A 15,675-nucleotide genomic window follows, 5' to 3' on the forward strand; every position below is an offset into this window, starting at 1 on the left:
CCATGAGAAGTGCGCCGTGCGTTTGCTTCCTCTGCCGCTCGCCCTGACCGCGCGCCTGTCCCCGGTGGCCGTGCTCGCCACGGCCGGCTGGGCGCTGTCGTCCGGCCCGCTCGCCCCGGCCCCGGCCGCGGGGCACGAACCCGTGCAGAACAAGACGGCCACCCAGTCGGCCACCGCCCCGTCGGCGACGACGGAGTCGAAGACGTACGCCACTGCGCCCGCGCCCTGCGACAGCATCGGCACCAAGACCATCACCGCGCTGGTGCCCGGCGCCAAGACGGGCGGCAAGGAGATCCCGTCCACCGACGCGAAGCTGCGCCGCACCTGCTCCTGGAACGCGCTCAAGGGCTACGACTACCGGTGGCTGGACGTCTCCTTCGAGGTCATGGGCTCCGGGGAGCAGGCGCAGAAGTCGTACCAGGAGCGCACGACGGAGAAGAGCGGCGGCGGTGCCGTGCCCGGTCTCGGGGACGAGGCCTACTCGGTGGTGAACCTGACCACCGAGGACAAGCAGCAGACCCGGGAGGGCGAGGTGATCGCCCGCGCCGACAACGCCCTGGTGGTGGTCACCTACAACGGCAGCGACTTCGAGACGAAGAAGGCGCCGAGCACCGACGAGATCAACAAGGGTGCGATCAAGGCGGCCAAAGAGGCGATGGCGGCGCTGAAGGGCGGCCAGGCCGGCTGACCGCCCTCGTGCGCTCACGCCTCGGCGTACGCGCGACGGCGGCGCGCCAGCATCAGCGCCAGGTACAGCACCAGGGAGGTGCCGAGGCCCACGGCCCAGCCGTAGTCCGCCAGATCGGCCAGCGCCGGGATTGGGCGGCCGTCGACGAGCGGGTGGAAGTCGGCGCCGCCGACGGCGAGTACCCCGCCCGCCGCGAAGGCGACCACGGCCCGCCAGTTCCAGCCGCCCGCGTACCAGTAGCGGCCGCCCGCCCGGTACAGGTCGGCGAGGTCGAGCCGGGCCCGGCGCAGGATCCAGTAGTCGGCGACGAGGATCCCGGCGACCGTGCCGAGCAGCCCGCCGACCAGGCCCAGCCACGTGAAGATGTAGCCCTGCGGGTCGGCGTACAGCTTCCACGGACAGATCAGCACGGCGAGCACGCAGGTGATCAGCGCGCCGGTGCGGAAACTCACCCGGCGCGGCGCGACGTTGGAGAAGTCGAACGCCGGGGAGACCAGGTTCGCCGCGACGTTCACGGACAGGGTCGCCACCAGGACCGTGACGAGGGCGTACAGCAGGCCGACCGTGTTGTCCGTCTTGGCGGCCAGCTGGACCGGGTCCCAGACCGGCTTGCCGTACACCGCCTGAGAGCCGGAGGTGACCAGCACGGACAGGAACGCGAACAGGGTCATCGTGGTGGGCAGGCCGAGCGCCTGGCCCCGGGTCTGCGCCTTCTGGCTGCGGCCGTAGCGGGTGAAGTCGGGGATGTTCAGCGACAGCGTGGACCAGAAACCGATCATGCCCATGAGCGAGGGCGCGAAGAGTTTCCAGAAGTCGGCGCCCCAGCCGAGCCTGGACGGCTGGTCGAAGAGCGGGCCGAGGCCGCCGGCCTTGTCGCTCATCCACCACAGCATGACGAACGCGCCGACCAGGACGAAGGGCGCCGCCCAGTTCTCGAAGCGGCGGATGGTCTCCATACCGCGGTGGATGATGGCGACCTGGAGCACCCAGAACAGCGCGAACGACAGCCACATGGTCCAGGCGTAGCCGCCGATGTGGGACGCCTGTGACCAGCCGGAACCGATCAGCTTCCCGGCCAGGAAGTAGATCGCCTCACCGCCGATCCAGGTCTGGATGCCGAACCAGCCGCACGCCACCAACGCCCGTACCACGGCGGGGAGGTTGGCGCCGCGCACGCCGAACGAGGCGCGCGCGAACACCGGGAACGGGATGCCGTACTTGGGTCCGGCGTGCCCGGTGAGCAGCATCGGCACGAGCACGATCACATTGGCCAGGGCGATGGTGAACACCGCCTGCTTCCAGTCCATCCCGACGGCGATCAGCCCGGAGGCCAGCGTCCAGGAGGCGGTGTTGTGGGCCATGCCGACCCACAGCGCGCAGAAGTTGTACGTCGTCCAGGTGCGCCGCGCCGCCGGGACCGGCAGCAGGTCCTCGTTGGCGTAACGGCCGGCGGGCGGCCCGGAGTCCGGCGCGAGCTCCACGCGGCCGTCGGGCAGGGTGACTTGGGTGGTCGAAGGTATCGCGGTGGGAGCGGTCTCGGTCATGGCAGCCCCATGGGGTGAGGTGGGTCGGGGTGTGTGCGGGCACCGGCCCCTCCCCCCGGGCGGCGGGGAGGGGCGACCAAGGGCATGAAGAAGGGGGGTTCAGGCGGTGAAGCGGTCAGGCGGTCAGTGCGGGGATGACGTGCTGCCCGTAGGCGTCGATGACGGCTTCCTGCGCGTCGTGCATGTCGTACACGGCGAACTGGTCGACGCCCAGCGCGCGCAGCGCCTGGAGCTTTTCGATGTGCCGCTCGACGGGGCCGATCAGGCAGAACCGGTCGACGATCTCGTCCGGTACGAAGGCGGTGTCGGGGTTGCCGCTGCGTCCGTGGTGGGCGTAGTCGTAGCCCTGGCGGGACTTGATGTAGTCGGTGAGTTCGTCGGGGACGGCCGCCGAGTGCTCGCCGTACTTGCCGACCAGGTCGGCGACGTGGTTGCCGACCATGCCGCCGAACCAGCGGCACTGCTCGCGGGCGTGGGCGAGGGCCTCGGGCGAGTCGTCGGCGGTGACATAGGCGGGGGCGGAGACGCAGACCGTCACCTCGGACGGGTCGCGTCCGGCGCCGGTGGCGGCGTCGCGGACGGCCTTGACCATGTACTCGGTCAGATACAGGTCGGCGAGCTGGAGGATGAAGCCGTCGGCCTCCTCCCCGGCCATCTTCAGCGCCTTGGGCCCGTAGGCGGCCATCCACACGGGCAGTTCGGCGCCGGGCCTGATCCAGGGGAACCGCACGACCGTGCCGCCGCCGAGGTCGGCCTCCCGGCCGCCGGCGAGGGCCCGGATGACCTTCATCGCCTCGCTGATCCGGGCGAGCGTGTTGGGCTTGCGGCCGGCGACGCGCATCGCGGAGTCGCCGCGGCCGATGCCGCACACCGTGCGGTTGCCGAACATGTCGTTGAGGGTGGCGAAGGTGGAGGCGGTGACCTCCCAGGTGCGCGTCCCGGGGTTCGTCACCATCGGCCCCACGGTCAGTGTCTCCGTGGCGGCCAGGATCTGGCTGTAGATCACGAACGGTTCCTGCCACAGCACGGCGGAGTCGAAGGTCCAGCCGTGGCTGAAGCCGTTGCGTTCGGCCCGTTTCATCAGGTCGATGACCCGGGATGCGGGCGGGTCGGTCTGCAGGACGAGTCCGAAATCCATGGGCGCCACTCCTCGTTCGACTAGTTCAGGTACTGGCAGGTGGAGCGGGGGAGATAGACGCCGTGACCGGCGTGTCCGGTGTACTCCCGCTGGTCGATGACGAGTTCGCCGCGCGAGAGAACGGTCTCGACACGGCCGGTGACCCGTTTGCCCTCGTACGCCGAGTAGTCGACGTTCATGTGGTGCGTCTCGGCGGAGATCACCTGCTCGGCGTGCGGGTCGTAGACCACGACGTCGGCGTCGGCGCCCGGGGCGATGGTGCCCTTTTTCGGGTACAGGCCGAACATCCGGGCCGGGGTGGCGCAGGCGATCTCGATCCAGCGGCGGCGCGAGATGTGCCCGTCGACGACGGCCTGGTGCAGCAGGTCCATCCGGTTCTCCACGCCCGGCAGGCCGTTGGGGATCTTGGAGAAGTCGCCCAGGCCCAGTTCCTTCTGGCCCTTGAAGCAGAACGGGCAGTGGTCGGTGGAGACGACCTGGAGGTCGTTGGTGCGCAGGCCCTTCCACAGCTGGGCCTGGTGCTCCTTCGGCCGCAGCGGCGTGGAGCAGACGTACTTGGCGCCCTCGAAGCCGGGCTCGGCGAGGTTGTCGGTGGACAGGAACAGGTACTGCGGGCAGGTCTCGCCGAACACCGGCAGCCCCTCGTCACGGGCCCGGGCCAGCTCGGCCACCGCTTCCGTCGCGGAGACGTGCACGACGTACAGGGGCGCCCCGGCCACCTGCGCGAGCCGGATCGCACGGTGGGTCGCCTCGGCCTCGAGCAGCGCCTTGCGGACCTCGCCGTGGTAGCGCGGGTCGCGCTCGCCGCGCTCCAGGGCCTGCTGCACGAGCACGTCGATCGCGATGCCGTTCTCGGCGTGCATCATGATCAGCCCGCCGTTGTCGGCGGAGCGCTGCATGGCGCGCAGGATCTGGCCGTCGTCGCTGTAGAAGACGCCCGGGTACGCCATGAACTGCTTGAAGGAGGTCACGCCCTCCTCCACCAGCAGGTCCATCTCCTTCAGCGTCTCGTCGTTGACGTCCGAGACGATCATGTGGAAGCCGTAGTCGATCGCGCAGTTGCCCTCCGCCTTGGCGTGCCAGGCGTCCAGCCCCTCCCGCAGGCTGTGCCCGACGCCCTGCACCGCGAAGTCGACGATCGTGGTCGTTCCGCCCCAGGCGGCGGCCCGGGTGCCGGTCTCGAAGGTGTCCGAGGCGAAGGTGCCGCCGAACGGCAGCTCCATGTGGGTGTGGGCGTCGACGCCGCCCGGCAGGACGTACTTCCCGGTGGCGTCGATCGTCCGCTCGGCCGTCCACGCCTCGGCGGCCGCGGTGCCGGAGGCGGCGAGGGCGGCGATGCGGCCGTCCTCGATCAGGACCTCGGCGTGGATCTCGTCGGACGCGGTGACGACGAGGCCACCGCGGATCACTGTCCGGTTGCTCATGTCTGGGTCGCTCCTCCCGGTGGGGACGTGTCGGTTGTCGGTGGCCGGTCGTGCCCGCGCGGCGGCAGCCGCGGATCGCCCGCGCCCCAGGGACCTTGCCCTCGGCGGCGCTCTACGGTGCCGTCAGCGGTTCGTACGCTCCCGGTGCGCGGTCCCGGTAGAACTGCCAGCGGTCGCGCACCTCGCGCAGCTTCGCCATGTCCAGGTCGCGGACGACCAGTTCGGCCTCCTTGTCACTCGCGACCTCTCCCACGAACTGGGCCTCGGGGTCGACGAAGTAGCTCGTGCCGTAGAAGTCGTTGTCGCCGAGGTCCTCGACACCGATCCGGTTGATCGCGCCGACGAAGTACTCGTTGGCCACGGCCGCCGCGGGCTGCTCCAGCTGCCACAGGTAGCGGGACAGGCCGCGCGAGGTGGCCGACGGGTTGAAGACGATCTCGGCGCCCGCGAGCCCGAGGGCGCGCCAGCCCTCCGGGAAGTGCCGGTCGTAGCAGATGTAGACGCCGATGCGGCCGGCGGCGGTGTCGAAGACGGGCCAGCCGCCGTTGCCGGGACGGAAGTAGAACTTCTCCCAGAACCCCTTGACCTGCGGGATGTGCGTCTTGCGGTACTTGCCGAGGTAGGAGCCGTCGGCGTCGATCACGGCGGCGGTGTTGTACAGGACGCCGGGCTGTTCCTCCTCGTACATCGGCAGGACGAGGACGATGCCTGCCTCCCGCGCGAGCGCCTGGAAGCGCTGCACGATCGGGCCGTCGGGGATCTGTTCGGCGTACGCGTAGAAGGCGGGGTCCTGGACCTGGCAGAAGTACGGCCCGTAGAACAGCTCCTGGAAGCACAGCACCTGGGCGCCCTGCGCGGCGGCGTCGCGCACCGCCTGCTCATGGACCTGGATCATGGACTCCTTGTCGCCCGTCCACGCGGTCTGGAAGAGGGCGGCGCGGATCACTCGGCTCATCACGTTCCTCCGCTCGGTCGGTGTGCGGCGAGCGTAGAAAGTCCGCGGGCGCGCGGTGAGGTACACGGTGTCACGTCCGCAGTGGTGCGGCGTGTCACCGTGTCACCCTTCGTCCGGGCCATGTTTCACCGCCGTTTTCCCAGGTGGTGGTCGTGTGTCAGGGGTGTTGCGCGTCGTGCGCGAGGAGGGCTATGTGCACCGAGACGGCCTGTTCGAAGTCGTCCAGGTCCACGCCGAGGCGGGTCTGTATCGCTTCCAGGCGGCGGTAGAGGGCGGGCCGGGAGACGTGGTGGAGCTGGGCGGTGCGGGATTTGTTGCGGCCGGTGGCGAGGTAGGTGCGCAGGACGGCGAGCAGGTCGTCGTCCGCGGCGCCGAGCAGCCCGTCCAGCTCCCGTTCCGCGAAGGACTGCACCTGCGGGTCGTCGCGCAGCAGCCGGATCAGGCCGCGCAGATGGACGTCCCGGAGGCGGACCACGGGCGGCAGGTCGAGGGGGGCGGTGGAGTCGGCGACGGCGTCGGCCACGTGCTGCGCCTCGCGCAGTCCGGCCGGTACGTCGTCCCAGGCGGTGCACGGGTCGGCGGCGGCGACCACCACCGGGGCCGCCTCGCGCAGCCGGGCCGCGAGGTGCGCGGTGAGCGCCTCGGCGTCCTGATCGCGGGCTAGGCTGAGGAGGACGGCGGTGGCCTTGCCGTCGGCTTCGGCGACGATTCCGGGGAGTCCCAACAGGCGCAGGAAACGGTCGAGTTCGCCTGGGCCGCGGTCGCGGACGACGAGCGGGACGAAGGTGCGCCGGTTGACCGGCAGCCCGGCGGCGCGCGCCCGGGGCAGCAGGTGCCGGGCCGGTACGGCGCCGGAGACCAGGTCGGTGAGCAGGCTCTGCGCGGACTGCTCCTCCCAGGTGCGGGCCGCGGGTCCGGCGAGCATGCGGTGCAGGACGAGGGCCTCGGCGGCCCGGTCGGCGAGGAGGCGGCCGACGGCCGGGTCGGTGCGGTGGCCGCACAGCACGAGGCGTCCCCAGCGTTCGCCGCGGCTGCCGAGTTCGGCGCGGATCCAGCCGTCGGCGTCACCGGCACCGGCCTGGCGCGCGATGCGGTCCCAGTCGCGCAGCACGTCGTCCACCGCGGGCCGCTCCCCCGCCGTGGCCAGCACCCGGTGGGCGAGGTTGGTGACGACGACGGGGCACCCGCTGTGCCGGGCGATCTCCTCCAGGAGGTGTTGCAGCGGGGCGCCGGAGGTGATCAGCGCGGTCAGCGCGGTGCGCACCGACTCCGACAGGCTGACCGCCGCGAACTTGCGCCGCACCAGCCGCGCCTGGACCTCCTCGGTCAGCTGGGCGAAGGGGAACGGCCGGTGCAGCACGACCAGCGGCAGCCCGCACCGCTCGGCCGCCCGGCGCATCGCCTCCGGCGCGGCCGGGAACGCCCGCCCGAGGCCCAGGACCACCGCGGCGGCCTCGGCGCGGTGCAGGGAGCGGATGTAGTCGGCCTGCTTGTCCTCGTCGCCGGCGAGGAGGACGCCGGTGGTGAGCACGAGTTCGCCGCCACTGAGCATCACGCCGACGTCGGGCGCCTCGGCGACGTGCACCCAGCGCACGGGACGGTCCAGCCGGCCGGCGCCGGCCACCACCTCGGGCTCCCCGGCGAGCACCCGCTCCAGGGTGAGGATCTGGCGTACCGACAGGGCCGGTTCCACGGGTTCCCAGGTGGTGGTCATGGCGCCTTCCCCGCTCAGTCTCGCCGCTCGGTTCCTGCCGCTCGGCTCCCCGCTCACCGCGCCGCTACTGAACGCTTCTCAGGGCGTCCTCGAGGATCGCGGCGCCCTCCTCGGCCTCCGCGACGGTCAGGGACAGCGGTGGGGCGATGCGCAGGGCGGCGGTGTTGTGCCCGCCGCCCTTGCCGATGAGCAGTCCCTGCGTGCGGCACGCCTCCAGGACGGCCGCGGCGGCCTGCGGATCGGCCTCGTCGGTACCGGGACGCACCAGCTCGACGCCGATCATCAGTCCGCGTCCGCGTACCTCCCGTACGGCCGGGTTCTGGGCGGCGATCGCCCGCAGCCGCTCCATGAGCAGGCCGCCGACGCGCCGGGCGTTGCCCTGCAGGTCGTGCTCCAGCAGGTAGCCCAGGTTGGCGAGGCCCGCGGCCATCGTGATCTGGGTGCCGCCGAAGGTGGAGATGCTGTTGGCGTCCAGGCAGTTCATGATCTCGGCGCGGGCGATCACGCCGCCGATGGACATGCCGTTGCCGATGCCCTTGGCGAAGGTGACGAGGTCCGGCGGGCCGCTGCGGGCGTGCGCCTGCCAGCCCCAGAAGTGGTCGCCGGTACGGCCCCAGCCGGTCTGCACCTCGTCGGCGATCCACAGGATGCCCCGCTCGGCGAGCACCTCGCGGAAGGCGGCGTACAGGCCGTCCGGCGGGGAGGTGAAGCCGCCGACGCCCTGGATCGGCTCGGCGATCAGCGCGGCGGGCGGGCGGGTGTGGCCGAGGAGGTCCTTCAGGTCGTCCACGCAGGCCGCGATGAAGTCGGCGTCGTTCAGGGAGGCGTAGGGCCCGCGGGTGCGCACCCCGCCGTGCACGTACAGCGTCTGCAGCGGGGACAGCGAGGTCGGTGACCAGCTGCGGTTGCCGGTGATGCCGACGGCGCTGAAGGAACGGCCGTGGTAGCTGTTGCGCATCGCGAGGATCGTGTTGCTGCGCCGGTGGGTCGTGGCAAGCAGCAGGGCGGTGTCGTTGGCCTCGGTGCCGGAGGTGGTGAAGAAGACACGGGCGTCGGGGATGCCGCTGAGCCGGGCGATGCGCTCGGCCAGCTCCACCATCGGGCGGTTGAGGTAGAGGGTGGAGGAGTGGATGATCCGCCCGGCCTGCTCGCTGACCGCCTTGGTCACCTCCGGCAGGGCGTGCGCGGTCATCGTCGTCAGGATGCCGCCGAAGAAGTCCAGGTAGCGGCGGCCGTCGGAGTCCCAGACATGGCGGCCCTCGCCGTGCGTGATCTCGATCGGGTCGTCGTAGTACAGCGCGAGCCAGTCCGGCATCACACTGCGGTGGCGGGCGTACAGGTCGCTCACGGCTCCACCAGTCCTTCGTAGGCGTCGGGGCGGCGGTCGCGGTAGAAGGCCCACTGCTGCCGCACCTGGTCGATCAGGTCGAAGTCGAGGTCGCGGACGACGAGTTCCTCCTTGGAGTCGGAGGCGGCCCCGCCGACGAACTGTCCTCGCGGGTCCACGAAGTAGCTCGTGCCGTAGAAGTCGTTGTCGCCGTAGGGCTCCTGGCCGACGCGGTTGATCGCCGCGACGAAGTACTCGTTGGCGACCGCGGCGGCGGGCTGCTCCAGGTGCCACAGATAGGACGACAGCCCTCGGTGGGTGGCCGACGGGTTGTAGACCAGCTGGGCGCCGTTGAGCCCGAGTTGCCGCCAGCCTTCCGGGAAGTGCCGGTCGTAGCAGATGTAGACGCCGACCTTGCCGACGGCCGTGTCGAAGACGGGCCAGCCGAGGTTGCCGGGCTTGAAGTAGTACTTCTCCCAGAAGCCCCGAACCTGCGGGATGTGATGCTTTCTGTACTTCCCCAGATAGCTGCCGTCGGCGTCGATCACGGCCGCGGTGTTGTAGTAGAAGCCGGACTGCTCGACCTCGAACACGGGGACGACCATCACCATGCCGGTCTCGCGGGCGAGCTCCTGCATACGGCGCACGGTCGGCCCGTCGGGCACGGGCTCGGCCCAGCGGTAGTGCTCGGGCTCCTGGACCTGGCAGAAGTACGGGGCGTTGAAGACCTCCTGGAAGCCGATCACCTTGGCTCCCTGGCGGGCGGCCTCGCGGGCGTGCTCCTCGTGCTTCGCCACCATGGACTCGGTGTCGCCCGTCCAGGTGGCCTGGACCAGGGCGGCACGGACGACGTTCGCCATGAGCTGCTCCTTCGACGCGACGTCAGAGCCTCTACGCCCGTAGAAACAGGCTGTAGAGGGACGAACGTAAGCCTCTCGGACGGGCTTGCCAAGACCATCGTCGCCAACCCGCTGAGTCGAGCGCGTATGACACTCCTCTGGGTGATGTCCGGGGCTGGTGGGGCGGGTGTGGCGTCCAGCGCTCGGTTTGCGAGTCAGTGGGCGAGACCGGCGACCCGCAGGGCGTGCAGGAGGTCCCAGTGGCGTTCGTCGGAGACGCCCCGGGCGGCCTCGAGCAGCAGCGGCGCGAGCAGCCGGGGGTCGGGGGCGGCGCTGCGGGCGGCCTCCTCGGGGGCGCGGACGCGGACGTAGGCGCCGAGCAGCGCGCGCACGTCGCGGTGGCGGCCGCCCGCGTGCAGCGTGCGCACGGTGGCCCCGATCTCCTCGGCGGGCCGTACGACGCCCTGGCGCAGGATGTGCTCGCCGTCGGCGTCCCGGCCGGCCGCCACGAGCGCGTCCGCGGCGGCGACCAGCCGCTCGGCGGGCAGCGAGGCGGCCTCCCACAGCAGCGTCGTCCAGTCCGCGCCGAGCCCGGCCCGGTGCAGCGCGGCGGCGAGCAGCGGGAAGCGGGCGGCGGGCCAGTGGGCGAGCTCGACGAGCAGCGCATGCGCGTCACCGGTACGGCCGTCGGCGCGCAGCCGCGCCAGCCGGTCCACGGCGCCCTGGACCGCGCGACGGTCGGCGCCGTCCATCGGCTCGGCCGAGGGTGCGGGCGCGGCCACGGGCGCAGCCTCGGCGTGTTCCCCGGCCCCGGCGAACCGGGCCCCCCGTGGGGCACGTCCGGCAGCGGGAACGGGCGCCGGCTCGGCGAGAAGGGGAGCGTCCCCCTCGTCGACGGCACCGGCGAACCGGGCACCGCCACGGCGACGCTTGCGCGTCGTGGCGTCGGGGGGTGCCGGGCGGACGGAAGGCTCGGCGCCGGGAGCGGCGGCTGCAGGGGGCGGCACGGGACCGGGCTGCGCCGAGGAGACGGCCTGTACTCCGGGCGGGGTGGACGGGCCGGCACCGGGCTGTGCGGGGGTTTCGGCGAGCCGGTGCGGGGCGGGCGCGGCAACGGCGGGAGCGGGCGCGAGGGCCGAGGGGGCGGGGCCGGGCAGGGGTCCGGAGGGTGCCGGGCGAGCGTCGCGCCCCGGCCGGGAGGCGGTCGCACCATGCCCTGTGTGCGGTGCGGCACCGACGGGGGCCGTGACCTCCCGGCCGCCGGGGAGTGACCCGGCATGCGGAGTGGAGACCGGCGCGCGATGCCCGGCGCCTGCCGCCGCATCCGTCGCCGCCACAGGGTCGGCGCCGCCTGCGCCCGCACCCCTGGCCGCCACAAAGTCGGCGCCCCCTGCCGCCGCACCCCTCGCGGCCACAGGGCCGGCGCCCTCCGCGTCTCCCGCCGCGAACCAGGAACCTCCCTCCCCGGCACGAAGCGCGGCCGCGTGGGCGTCGGGTGCGACCGGGACGTGGCCTGCTTGCCCGAGCGCGTCCCCGAGGGGGCCGTCGTCCCGGGAAGGGCCACCGTTCCCCCTCCCCCGCATCCCCTGCGTCGGCAGCCCCCGCTCCAGTCGCGCCATCCGGGCCCGCAGTTCCGCGCAGCGGGCGGTCGCGCGTTCGTGGTCGTCGTCGGACCAGGCCAGGTCGAGGCGGAGGGCATCGGCCTCCTCGCGGGTCGCGGCGCGCGCAAGCGTCCGGGTCAGGACCGCGCGGCGCTCCGCCGCGTAGCGCTGTTCGCGGAGCATCACGTCGAGACGGTCCGCGAGCGCCTCCCGGCCACCGGGGCGGGCGTCGTACGCGGCGACCGCGGCGGCGTGCAGGACGCGGGCCCGCTCCGCCTCCCGTGCCGCGGCCTCCCGGCCGTGACGGGAGGCGAGGTCCTGCAGCAGCGCCGCGACCACGTCCCAGGGCGGCATCTCGCGGCCCTCCCGGCACGCGCGCATGCCGTCCGGGTCGCGTTGCCAGAAGACGCCGCACCAGCCGTCGGCCGTATCGAGACGCCCCAGCAGGGCGTCGAGGTACTCCACGAACTCCCGCATTTCGCCCGGGAGTTGCTCCACCGCCATCGCCCGACTCCCACCCGAGGGGAACACTCCGGCCTCGTAGCCAACACCAGGTGTGTTACGGCGCGGCTACGCGGAGTTTTCCCCCGGGGTGCTGGGACCTCAGTCCCGCACCCCGGCCACGGTGACGTTCAGGCGGCGGCGAGGTCCACCCCCGCCTGCGCACACCGGGCGGCCAGCTCGTCCAGGGACAGCCCGAGCGCGCCGGCCAGCGCGGCCACGGTGAAGAAGGCCGGCGTCGGGGCCCGTCCGGTCTCGATCTTCCGCAGCGTCTCCGCCGAGATCCCGGCATCGGCCGCGACCCGCGTCATGCTGCGGGCGCCGCGGGCCTCGCGCAGCAGCCGCCCGAGCCGCTCGCCGCGCTCGTGCTCTTCGGGTGTGAGAGGGGTACGCACCATGGCACCCATTCTAATACCGGTATAGTAATTGGCATGGTGGAACTGAAGACGGACACGTCGATCGATGCGATGTACGAGGCGGGCCAGGTCGTCGCCCGGGCCCTGACGGCCGTACGGGAGGCCGCGGACGTCGGCGTCTCCCTGCTGGAACTGAACGAGATCGCCCACGACGTGCTGCGCGAGGCGGGTGCGACGTCCCCCTTCCTGGGCTACCGGCCCTCCTTCGCGCCCACCGCGTTCCCGGCCGTGCTCTGCGCCTCCGTGAACGACGCGATCGTGCACGGCATCCCCACGACGTACCGCCTGCGGGACGGCGACCTCCTCTCCGCCGACTTCGGCGCCGAGCTGAACGGCTGGGTCGGCGACTCCGCGATCAGCTTCACGGTGGGCCGCCCGCGACCGGCGGACCTGAAGCTGATCGAGACCGCCGAGCGGGCCCTCGACGCCGCCATCGCCGCGGCCGTCGTCGGCAACCGCATCGGCGACATCGCCCACGCCGTCGGCACGGTGTGCCGCGCCGCCGGCTACGGCATCCCCGACGGCTTCGGCGGACACGGCATCGGCCGCCGTATGCACGAGGACCCGGGCGTCCCCAACGAGGGCCGTCCCGGCCGCGGCCTGCCGCTGCGCCACGGCATGGTCCTCGCGATCGAGCCGATGCTGATCGCCGGCGGCACGGACGCCTACCACGCGGATCCCGACGGCTGGACCCTGCGCACCAACGACGGCACCAGGGCAGCCCACGTGGAACACACGGTGGCGATCACGGAAAGCGGGCCCCGCGTCCTCACCCAGCGGTGAGATGACGTGCGCAAGGGGCGCGGCGCTGTATCGATATGCGGCTCCGCCGCGTGAGCGCGAGCAACCACCGAGGACCCGCACCCGCGAGACGAGAGAACACCCCGAGTCGGAAGGCGCACCCCCACAGAACATGCCATCGTGGGCATGACCGACCCCACCCCCGGTTACCCGCCTCCGGTACGTCTCAGCGAAGGAACGGAGCGCCATGACCAGCGGCTACCTCGGCCCGGAGGGCGACCCCTTCGGAGAATTCCTCGCCCGCTTCTTCGGTGGCCCCCGTCCGGGGCCCCGCCAGATCGACATCGGCCGTCTGCTCAGTCAGCCCGCCAGGGAACTGGTGCGCGGCGCCGCACAGTACGCCGCGGAACACGGCAGCCGGGATCTGGACACCGAGCACCTGCTGCGAGCGGCGCTGGCCAGCGAACCCACCCGCAGTCTGCTCAGCCGTGCCGGCGCGGACCCCGACTCGCTGGCCTCGGAGATCGACGAACGCTCGGGGCCGGTCCAGCACCCACCCGGCGAGGCGCCCGCGCCGACCTCGCTCTCGCTCACCCCGGCGGTCAAGCGGGCGCTGCTGGACGCGCACGAGATGGCGCGCTCCACCGGCGCCGGCTACATCGGCCCGGAGCACGTGCTCAGCGCGCTCGCCGCCAACCCGGACTCCGCCGCCGGGCACATCCTGAACGCGGCCCGCTTCGCTCCCTCGGGCCCGCCGTCGGCGCCGGAGGCCCCGCAGATGCCCCGGTCCGAGCGGGCGCGCCCGACGGGCACGCCGACCCTCGACAAGTACGGCCGTGACCTCACCGACCTGGCCCGGCAGGGCCGTATCGACCCGGTGATCGGACGCGACACGGAGATCGAGCAGACGATCGAGGTGCTCTCCCGGCGCGGCAAGAACAACCCCGTGCTGATCGGCGACGCGGGCGTCGGCAAGACCGCCATCGTCGAGGGGCTCGCGGAGCGCATCGCCGACGGCGACGTCCCGGACATCCTCATCGGGCGGCGGGTGGTCGCCCTGGATCTGACCGGGGTGGTCGCGGGCACGCGCTACCGCGGTGACTTCGAGGAGCGGCTGAACAACATCGTCGAGGAGATCCGCACCCACTCCGACCAGCTGATCGTCTTCATCGACGAGCTGCACACCGTCGTCGGCGCCGGGGGCGGCGGCGAGGGCGGCAGCATGGACGCGGGCAACATCCTCAAGCCCGCCCTGGCCCGCGGCGAGCTGCACATCGTCGGCGCGACCACGCTGGAGGAGTACCGGCGCATCGAGAAGGACGCGGCGCTCGCCCGCCGTTTCCAGCCGATCCTGGTGCCGGAGCCGTCCGTGCCGGACACCATCGAGATCCTGCGCGGGCTGCGCGACCGCTACGAGGCCCACCACCAGGTCCGCTACACCGACGAGGCGCTGGTGGCGGCCGTGGAGCTGTCCGACCGCTATCTGACCGACCGGCGGCTGCCGGACAAGGCGATCGACCTGATCGACCAGGCCGGCGCGCGGGTGCGGCTCCAGGCGCGCACCAAGGGCACGGACGTACGGGCCCTGGAGCGCGAGGTCGAGCAGCTCAGCCGGGACAAGGACCAGGCGGTCGCCGACGAGAGCTACGAGACGGCCACGCAGCTGCGTGACCGGATCACCGAGCTGAAGCAGCGGATCGCCGAGGCCGGCGGCGACGGCGAGGCGGACGAGGGGCAGAACCTCCAGGTCACCGCGGAGGCGATCGCCCAGGTGGTGTCCCGCCAGACCGGCATCCCGGTCAGCAGCCTCACCCAGGAGGAGAAGGAGCGCCTGCTGGGCCTGGAGGAACATCTGCACGAGCGGGTCGTCGGGCAGGAGGAGGCCGTCCGCGTCGTCTCCGAGGCGGTGCTGCGCAACCGCGCCGGTCTGTCCGCCCCGGGCCGGCCGATCGGCTCCTTCCTCTTCCTCGGCCCGACCGGCGTCGGCAAGACGGAGCTGGCGCGGGCGCTGGCGGAGGCGCTGTTCGGCAGCGAGGACCGCATGGTCCGCCTCGACATGAGCGAGTACCAGGAGCGGCACACCGTCTCCCGGCTGGTCGGCGCCCCGCCCGGGTACGTCGGCCACGAGGAGGCCGGCCAGCTCACCGAGGTGGTGCGCCGGCATCCGTACTCGCTGCTGCTGCTCGACGAGGTGGAGAAGGCGCACCCGGACGTCTTCAACATCCTGCTGCAGGTGCTGGACGACGGCCGGCTGACCGACTCGCAGGGACGCACGGTGGACTTCAGCAACACCGTGATCGTCATGACCAGCAACCTCGGTTCGGAGGCCATCACCCGGCGCGGCGCCGGCATCGGTTTCGGGGCGACCGGCACCGAGGCCGACGAGGAGGCGCGGCGCGAGCAGATCCTGCGGCCGCTGCGCGAGCACTTCCGGCCGGAGTTCCTCAACCGCATCGACGAGATCGTCGTCTTCCGTCAGCTGACCGGCGACGAACTGCGCCGGATCACCCAGCTGCTGCTGACGCAGACCCGCCGGCTGGTGCAGGCGCAGGGCGTCTCGGTGGACTTCACCGACGCGGCCGTGGACTGGCTCGCCGAGCGCGGCTACCAGCCGGAGTACGGCGCCCGGCCGCTGCGCCGCACCATTCAGCGGGAGGTCGACAACCAGTTCTCCCGGCTGCTGCTGAACGGCACGATCAGCGAGGGCGGCCGGGTGACCGTCGACGTCGAGGACGGGCGGCTCGCGTTCCGCACGCAGGAGCGGCCCGCCCCCGAGCTGTGACGGCT

The 15,675-nt window shown here is 72.4% G+C and carries 12 protein-coding genes; 3 read left to right on the forward strand and 9 right to left on the reverse strand.

All coding sequences use genetic code 11. The features are described 5' to 3' along the window. Positions 1–16 precede the first annotated feature (16 nt). Positions 17–688 (forward strand): hypothetical protein, encoded by a 672-nt coding sequence (locus tag AB0J12_RS01015; protein WP_363261975.1) that lies wholly within the window; start codon positions 17–19, stop codon positions 686–688. Between the two features lie 14 nt (positions 689–702). Here AB0J12_RS01015 and AB0J12_RS01020 read toward each other — a convergent pair whose 3' ends face one another. From AB0J12_RS01020 to AB0J12_RS01060, 9 genes are all read right to left on the reverse strand, one after another. Next, the gene (locus tag AB0J12_RS01020; protein ID WP_363261976.1) at positions 703–2,232 is read right to left on the reverse strand and encodes an NCS1 family nucleobase:cation symporter-1; all 1,530 of its coding nucleotides are present in this window, start codon (positions 2,230–2,232) and stop codon (positions 703–705) included. Between the two features lie 115 nt (positions 2,233–2,347). Continuing rightward, positions 2,348–3,370: a TIGR03842 family LLM class F420-dependent oxidoreductase gene (locus AB0J12_RS01025; RefSeq protein ID WP_363261977.1), complete on the reverse strand. Its 1,023-nt coding sequence runs from the start codon at positions 3,368–3,370 to the stop codon at positions 2,348–2,350. Positions 3,371–3,390: 20 nt separating this feature from the next. Next, entirely contained in the window at positions 3,391–4,794 is a 1,404-nt protein-coding gene (gene hydA / locus AB0J12_RS01030) for a dihydropyrimidinase (RefSeq protein WP_363261978.1), read from the reverse strand. A gap of 112 nt (positions 4,795–4,906) precedes the next feature. Next, positions 4,907–5,749: a nitrilase-related carbon-nitrogen hydrolase gene (locus AB0J12_RS01035; RefSeq protein ID WP_363261980.1), complete on the reverse strand. Its 843-nt coding sequence runs from the start codon at positions 5,747–5,749 to the stop codon at positions 4,907–4,909. A gap of 157 nt (positions 5,750–5,906) precedes the next feature. Further along, positions 5,907–7,463, reverse strand: coding sequence for a PucR family transcriptional regulator (locus tag AB0J12_RS01040; protein WP_363261981.1), 1,557 nt, complete (start codon positions 7,461–7,463; stop codon positions 5,907–5,909). A gap of 64 nt (positions 7,464–7,527) precedes the next feature. Further along, a complete protein-coding gene (locus tag AB0J12_RS01045; protein ID WP_363262273.1) occupies positions 7,528–8,778 on the reverse strand; it encodes an aspartate aminotransferase family protein in 1,251 nt (416 codons plus the stop codon). Between the two features lie 29 nt (positions 8,779–8,807). Next, positions 8,808–9,650 carry a nitrilase-related carbon-nitrogen hydrolase gene (locus tag AB0J12_RS01050; RefSeq protein ID WP_363261982.1) on the reverse strand — a complete coding sequence of 281 codons (843 nt, stop codon included), beginning with the start codon at positions 9,648–9,650 and terminating at the stop codon, positions 8,808–8,810. A gap of 194 nt (positions 9,651–9,844) precedes the next feature. Then, the gene (locus tag AB0J12_RS01055) at positions 9,845–11,734 is read right to left on the reverse strand and encodes a hypothetical protein (RefSeq protein WP_363261983.1); all 1,890 of its coding nucleotides are present in this window, start codon (positions 11,732–11,734) and stop codon (positions 9,845–9,847) included. A gap of 128 nt (positions 11,735–11,862) precedes the next feature. After that, on the reverse strand, positions 11,863–12,138 hold the full coding sequence (locus AB0J12_RS01060) for a helix-turn-helix transcriptional regulator (RefSeq protein WP_363261984.1): 276 nt from the start codon (positions 12,136–12,138) through the stop codon (positions 11,863–11,865). A gap of 24 nt (positions 12,139–12,162) precedes the next feature. Here AB0J12_RS01060 and map point away from each other — a divergent pair, with 24 nt between their 5' ends. Both map and AB0J12_RS01070 read left to right on the forward strand, forming a co-directional pair. Next, entirely contained in the window at positions 12,163–12,930 is a 768-nt protein-coding gene (gene map / locus AB0J12_RS01065) for a type I methionyl aminopeptidase (RefSeq protein WP_363261985.1), read from the forward strand. Between the two features lie 205 nt (positions 12,931–13,135). Beyond that, the gene (locus tag AB0J12_RS01070) at positions 13,136–15,670 is read left to right on the forward strand and encodes an ATP-dependent Clp protease ATP-binding subunit (protein ID WP_363261986.1); all 2,535 of its coding nucleotides are present in this window, start codon (positions 13,136–13,138) and stop codon (positions 15,668–15,670) included. Positions 15,671–15,675: the final 5 nt, after the last annotated feature.

It is taken from the genome of Streptomyces sp. NPDC049915, from assembly GCF_040656475.1.
Classification (GTDB): Bacteria; Actinomycetota; Actinomycetes; order Streptomycetales; family Streptomycetaceae; genus Streptomyces.

Excerpts from the sequence above, each read along its gene's own strand:
- AB0J12_RS01020 (WP_363261976.1), bottom strand. The coding sequence starts at position 2,232 with ATGACCGAGACCGCTCCCACCGCGATACCTTCGACCACCCAAGTCACC.
- AB0J12_RS01025 (WP_363261977.1), bottom strand. The coding sequence starts at position 3,370 with ATGGATTTCGGACTCGTCCTGCAGACCGACCCGCCCGCATCCCGGGTC.
- hydA (WP_363261978.1), bottom strand. The coding sequence starts at position 4,794 with ATGAGCAACCGGACAGTGATCCGCGGTGGCCTCGTCGTCACCGCGTCC.
- AB0J12_RS01035 (WP_363261980.1), bottom strand. The coding sequence starts at position 5,749 with ATGAGCCGAGTGATCCGCGCCGCCCTCTTCCAGACCGCGTGGACGGGC.
- AB0J12_RS01040 (WP_363261981.1), bottom strand. The coding sequence starts at position 7,463 with ATGACCACCACCTGGGAACCCGTGGAACCGGCCCTGTCGGTACGCCAG.
- AB0J12_RS01045 (WP_363262273.1), bottom strand. The coding sequence starts at position 8,778 with ATGCCGGACTGGCTCGCGCTGTACTACGACGACCCGATCGAGATCACG.
- AB0J12_RS01050 (WP_363261982.1), bottom strand. The coding sequence starts at position 9,650 with ATGGCGAACGTCGTCCGTGCCGCCCTGGTCCAGGCCACCTGGACGGGC.
- AB0J12_RS01055 (WP_363261983.1), bottom strand. The coding sequence starts at position 11,734 with ATGGCGGTGGAGCAACTCCCGGGCGAAATGCGGGAGTTCGTGGAGTAC.
- AB0J12_RS01060 (WP_363261984.1), bottom strand. The coding sequence starts at position 12,138 with ATGGGTGCCATGGTGCGTACCCCTCTCACACCCGAAGAGCACGAGCGC.
- map (WP_363261985.1), top strand. The coding sequence starts at position 12,163 with ATGGTGGAACTGAAGACGGACACGTCGATCGATGCGATGTACGAGGCG.
- AB0J12_RS01070 (WP_363261986.1), top strand. The coding sequence starts at position 13,136 with ATGACCAGCGGCTACCTCGGCCCGGAGGGCGACCCCTTCGGAGAATTC.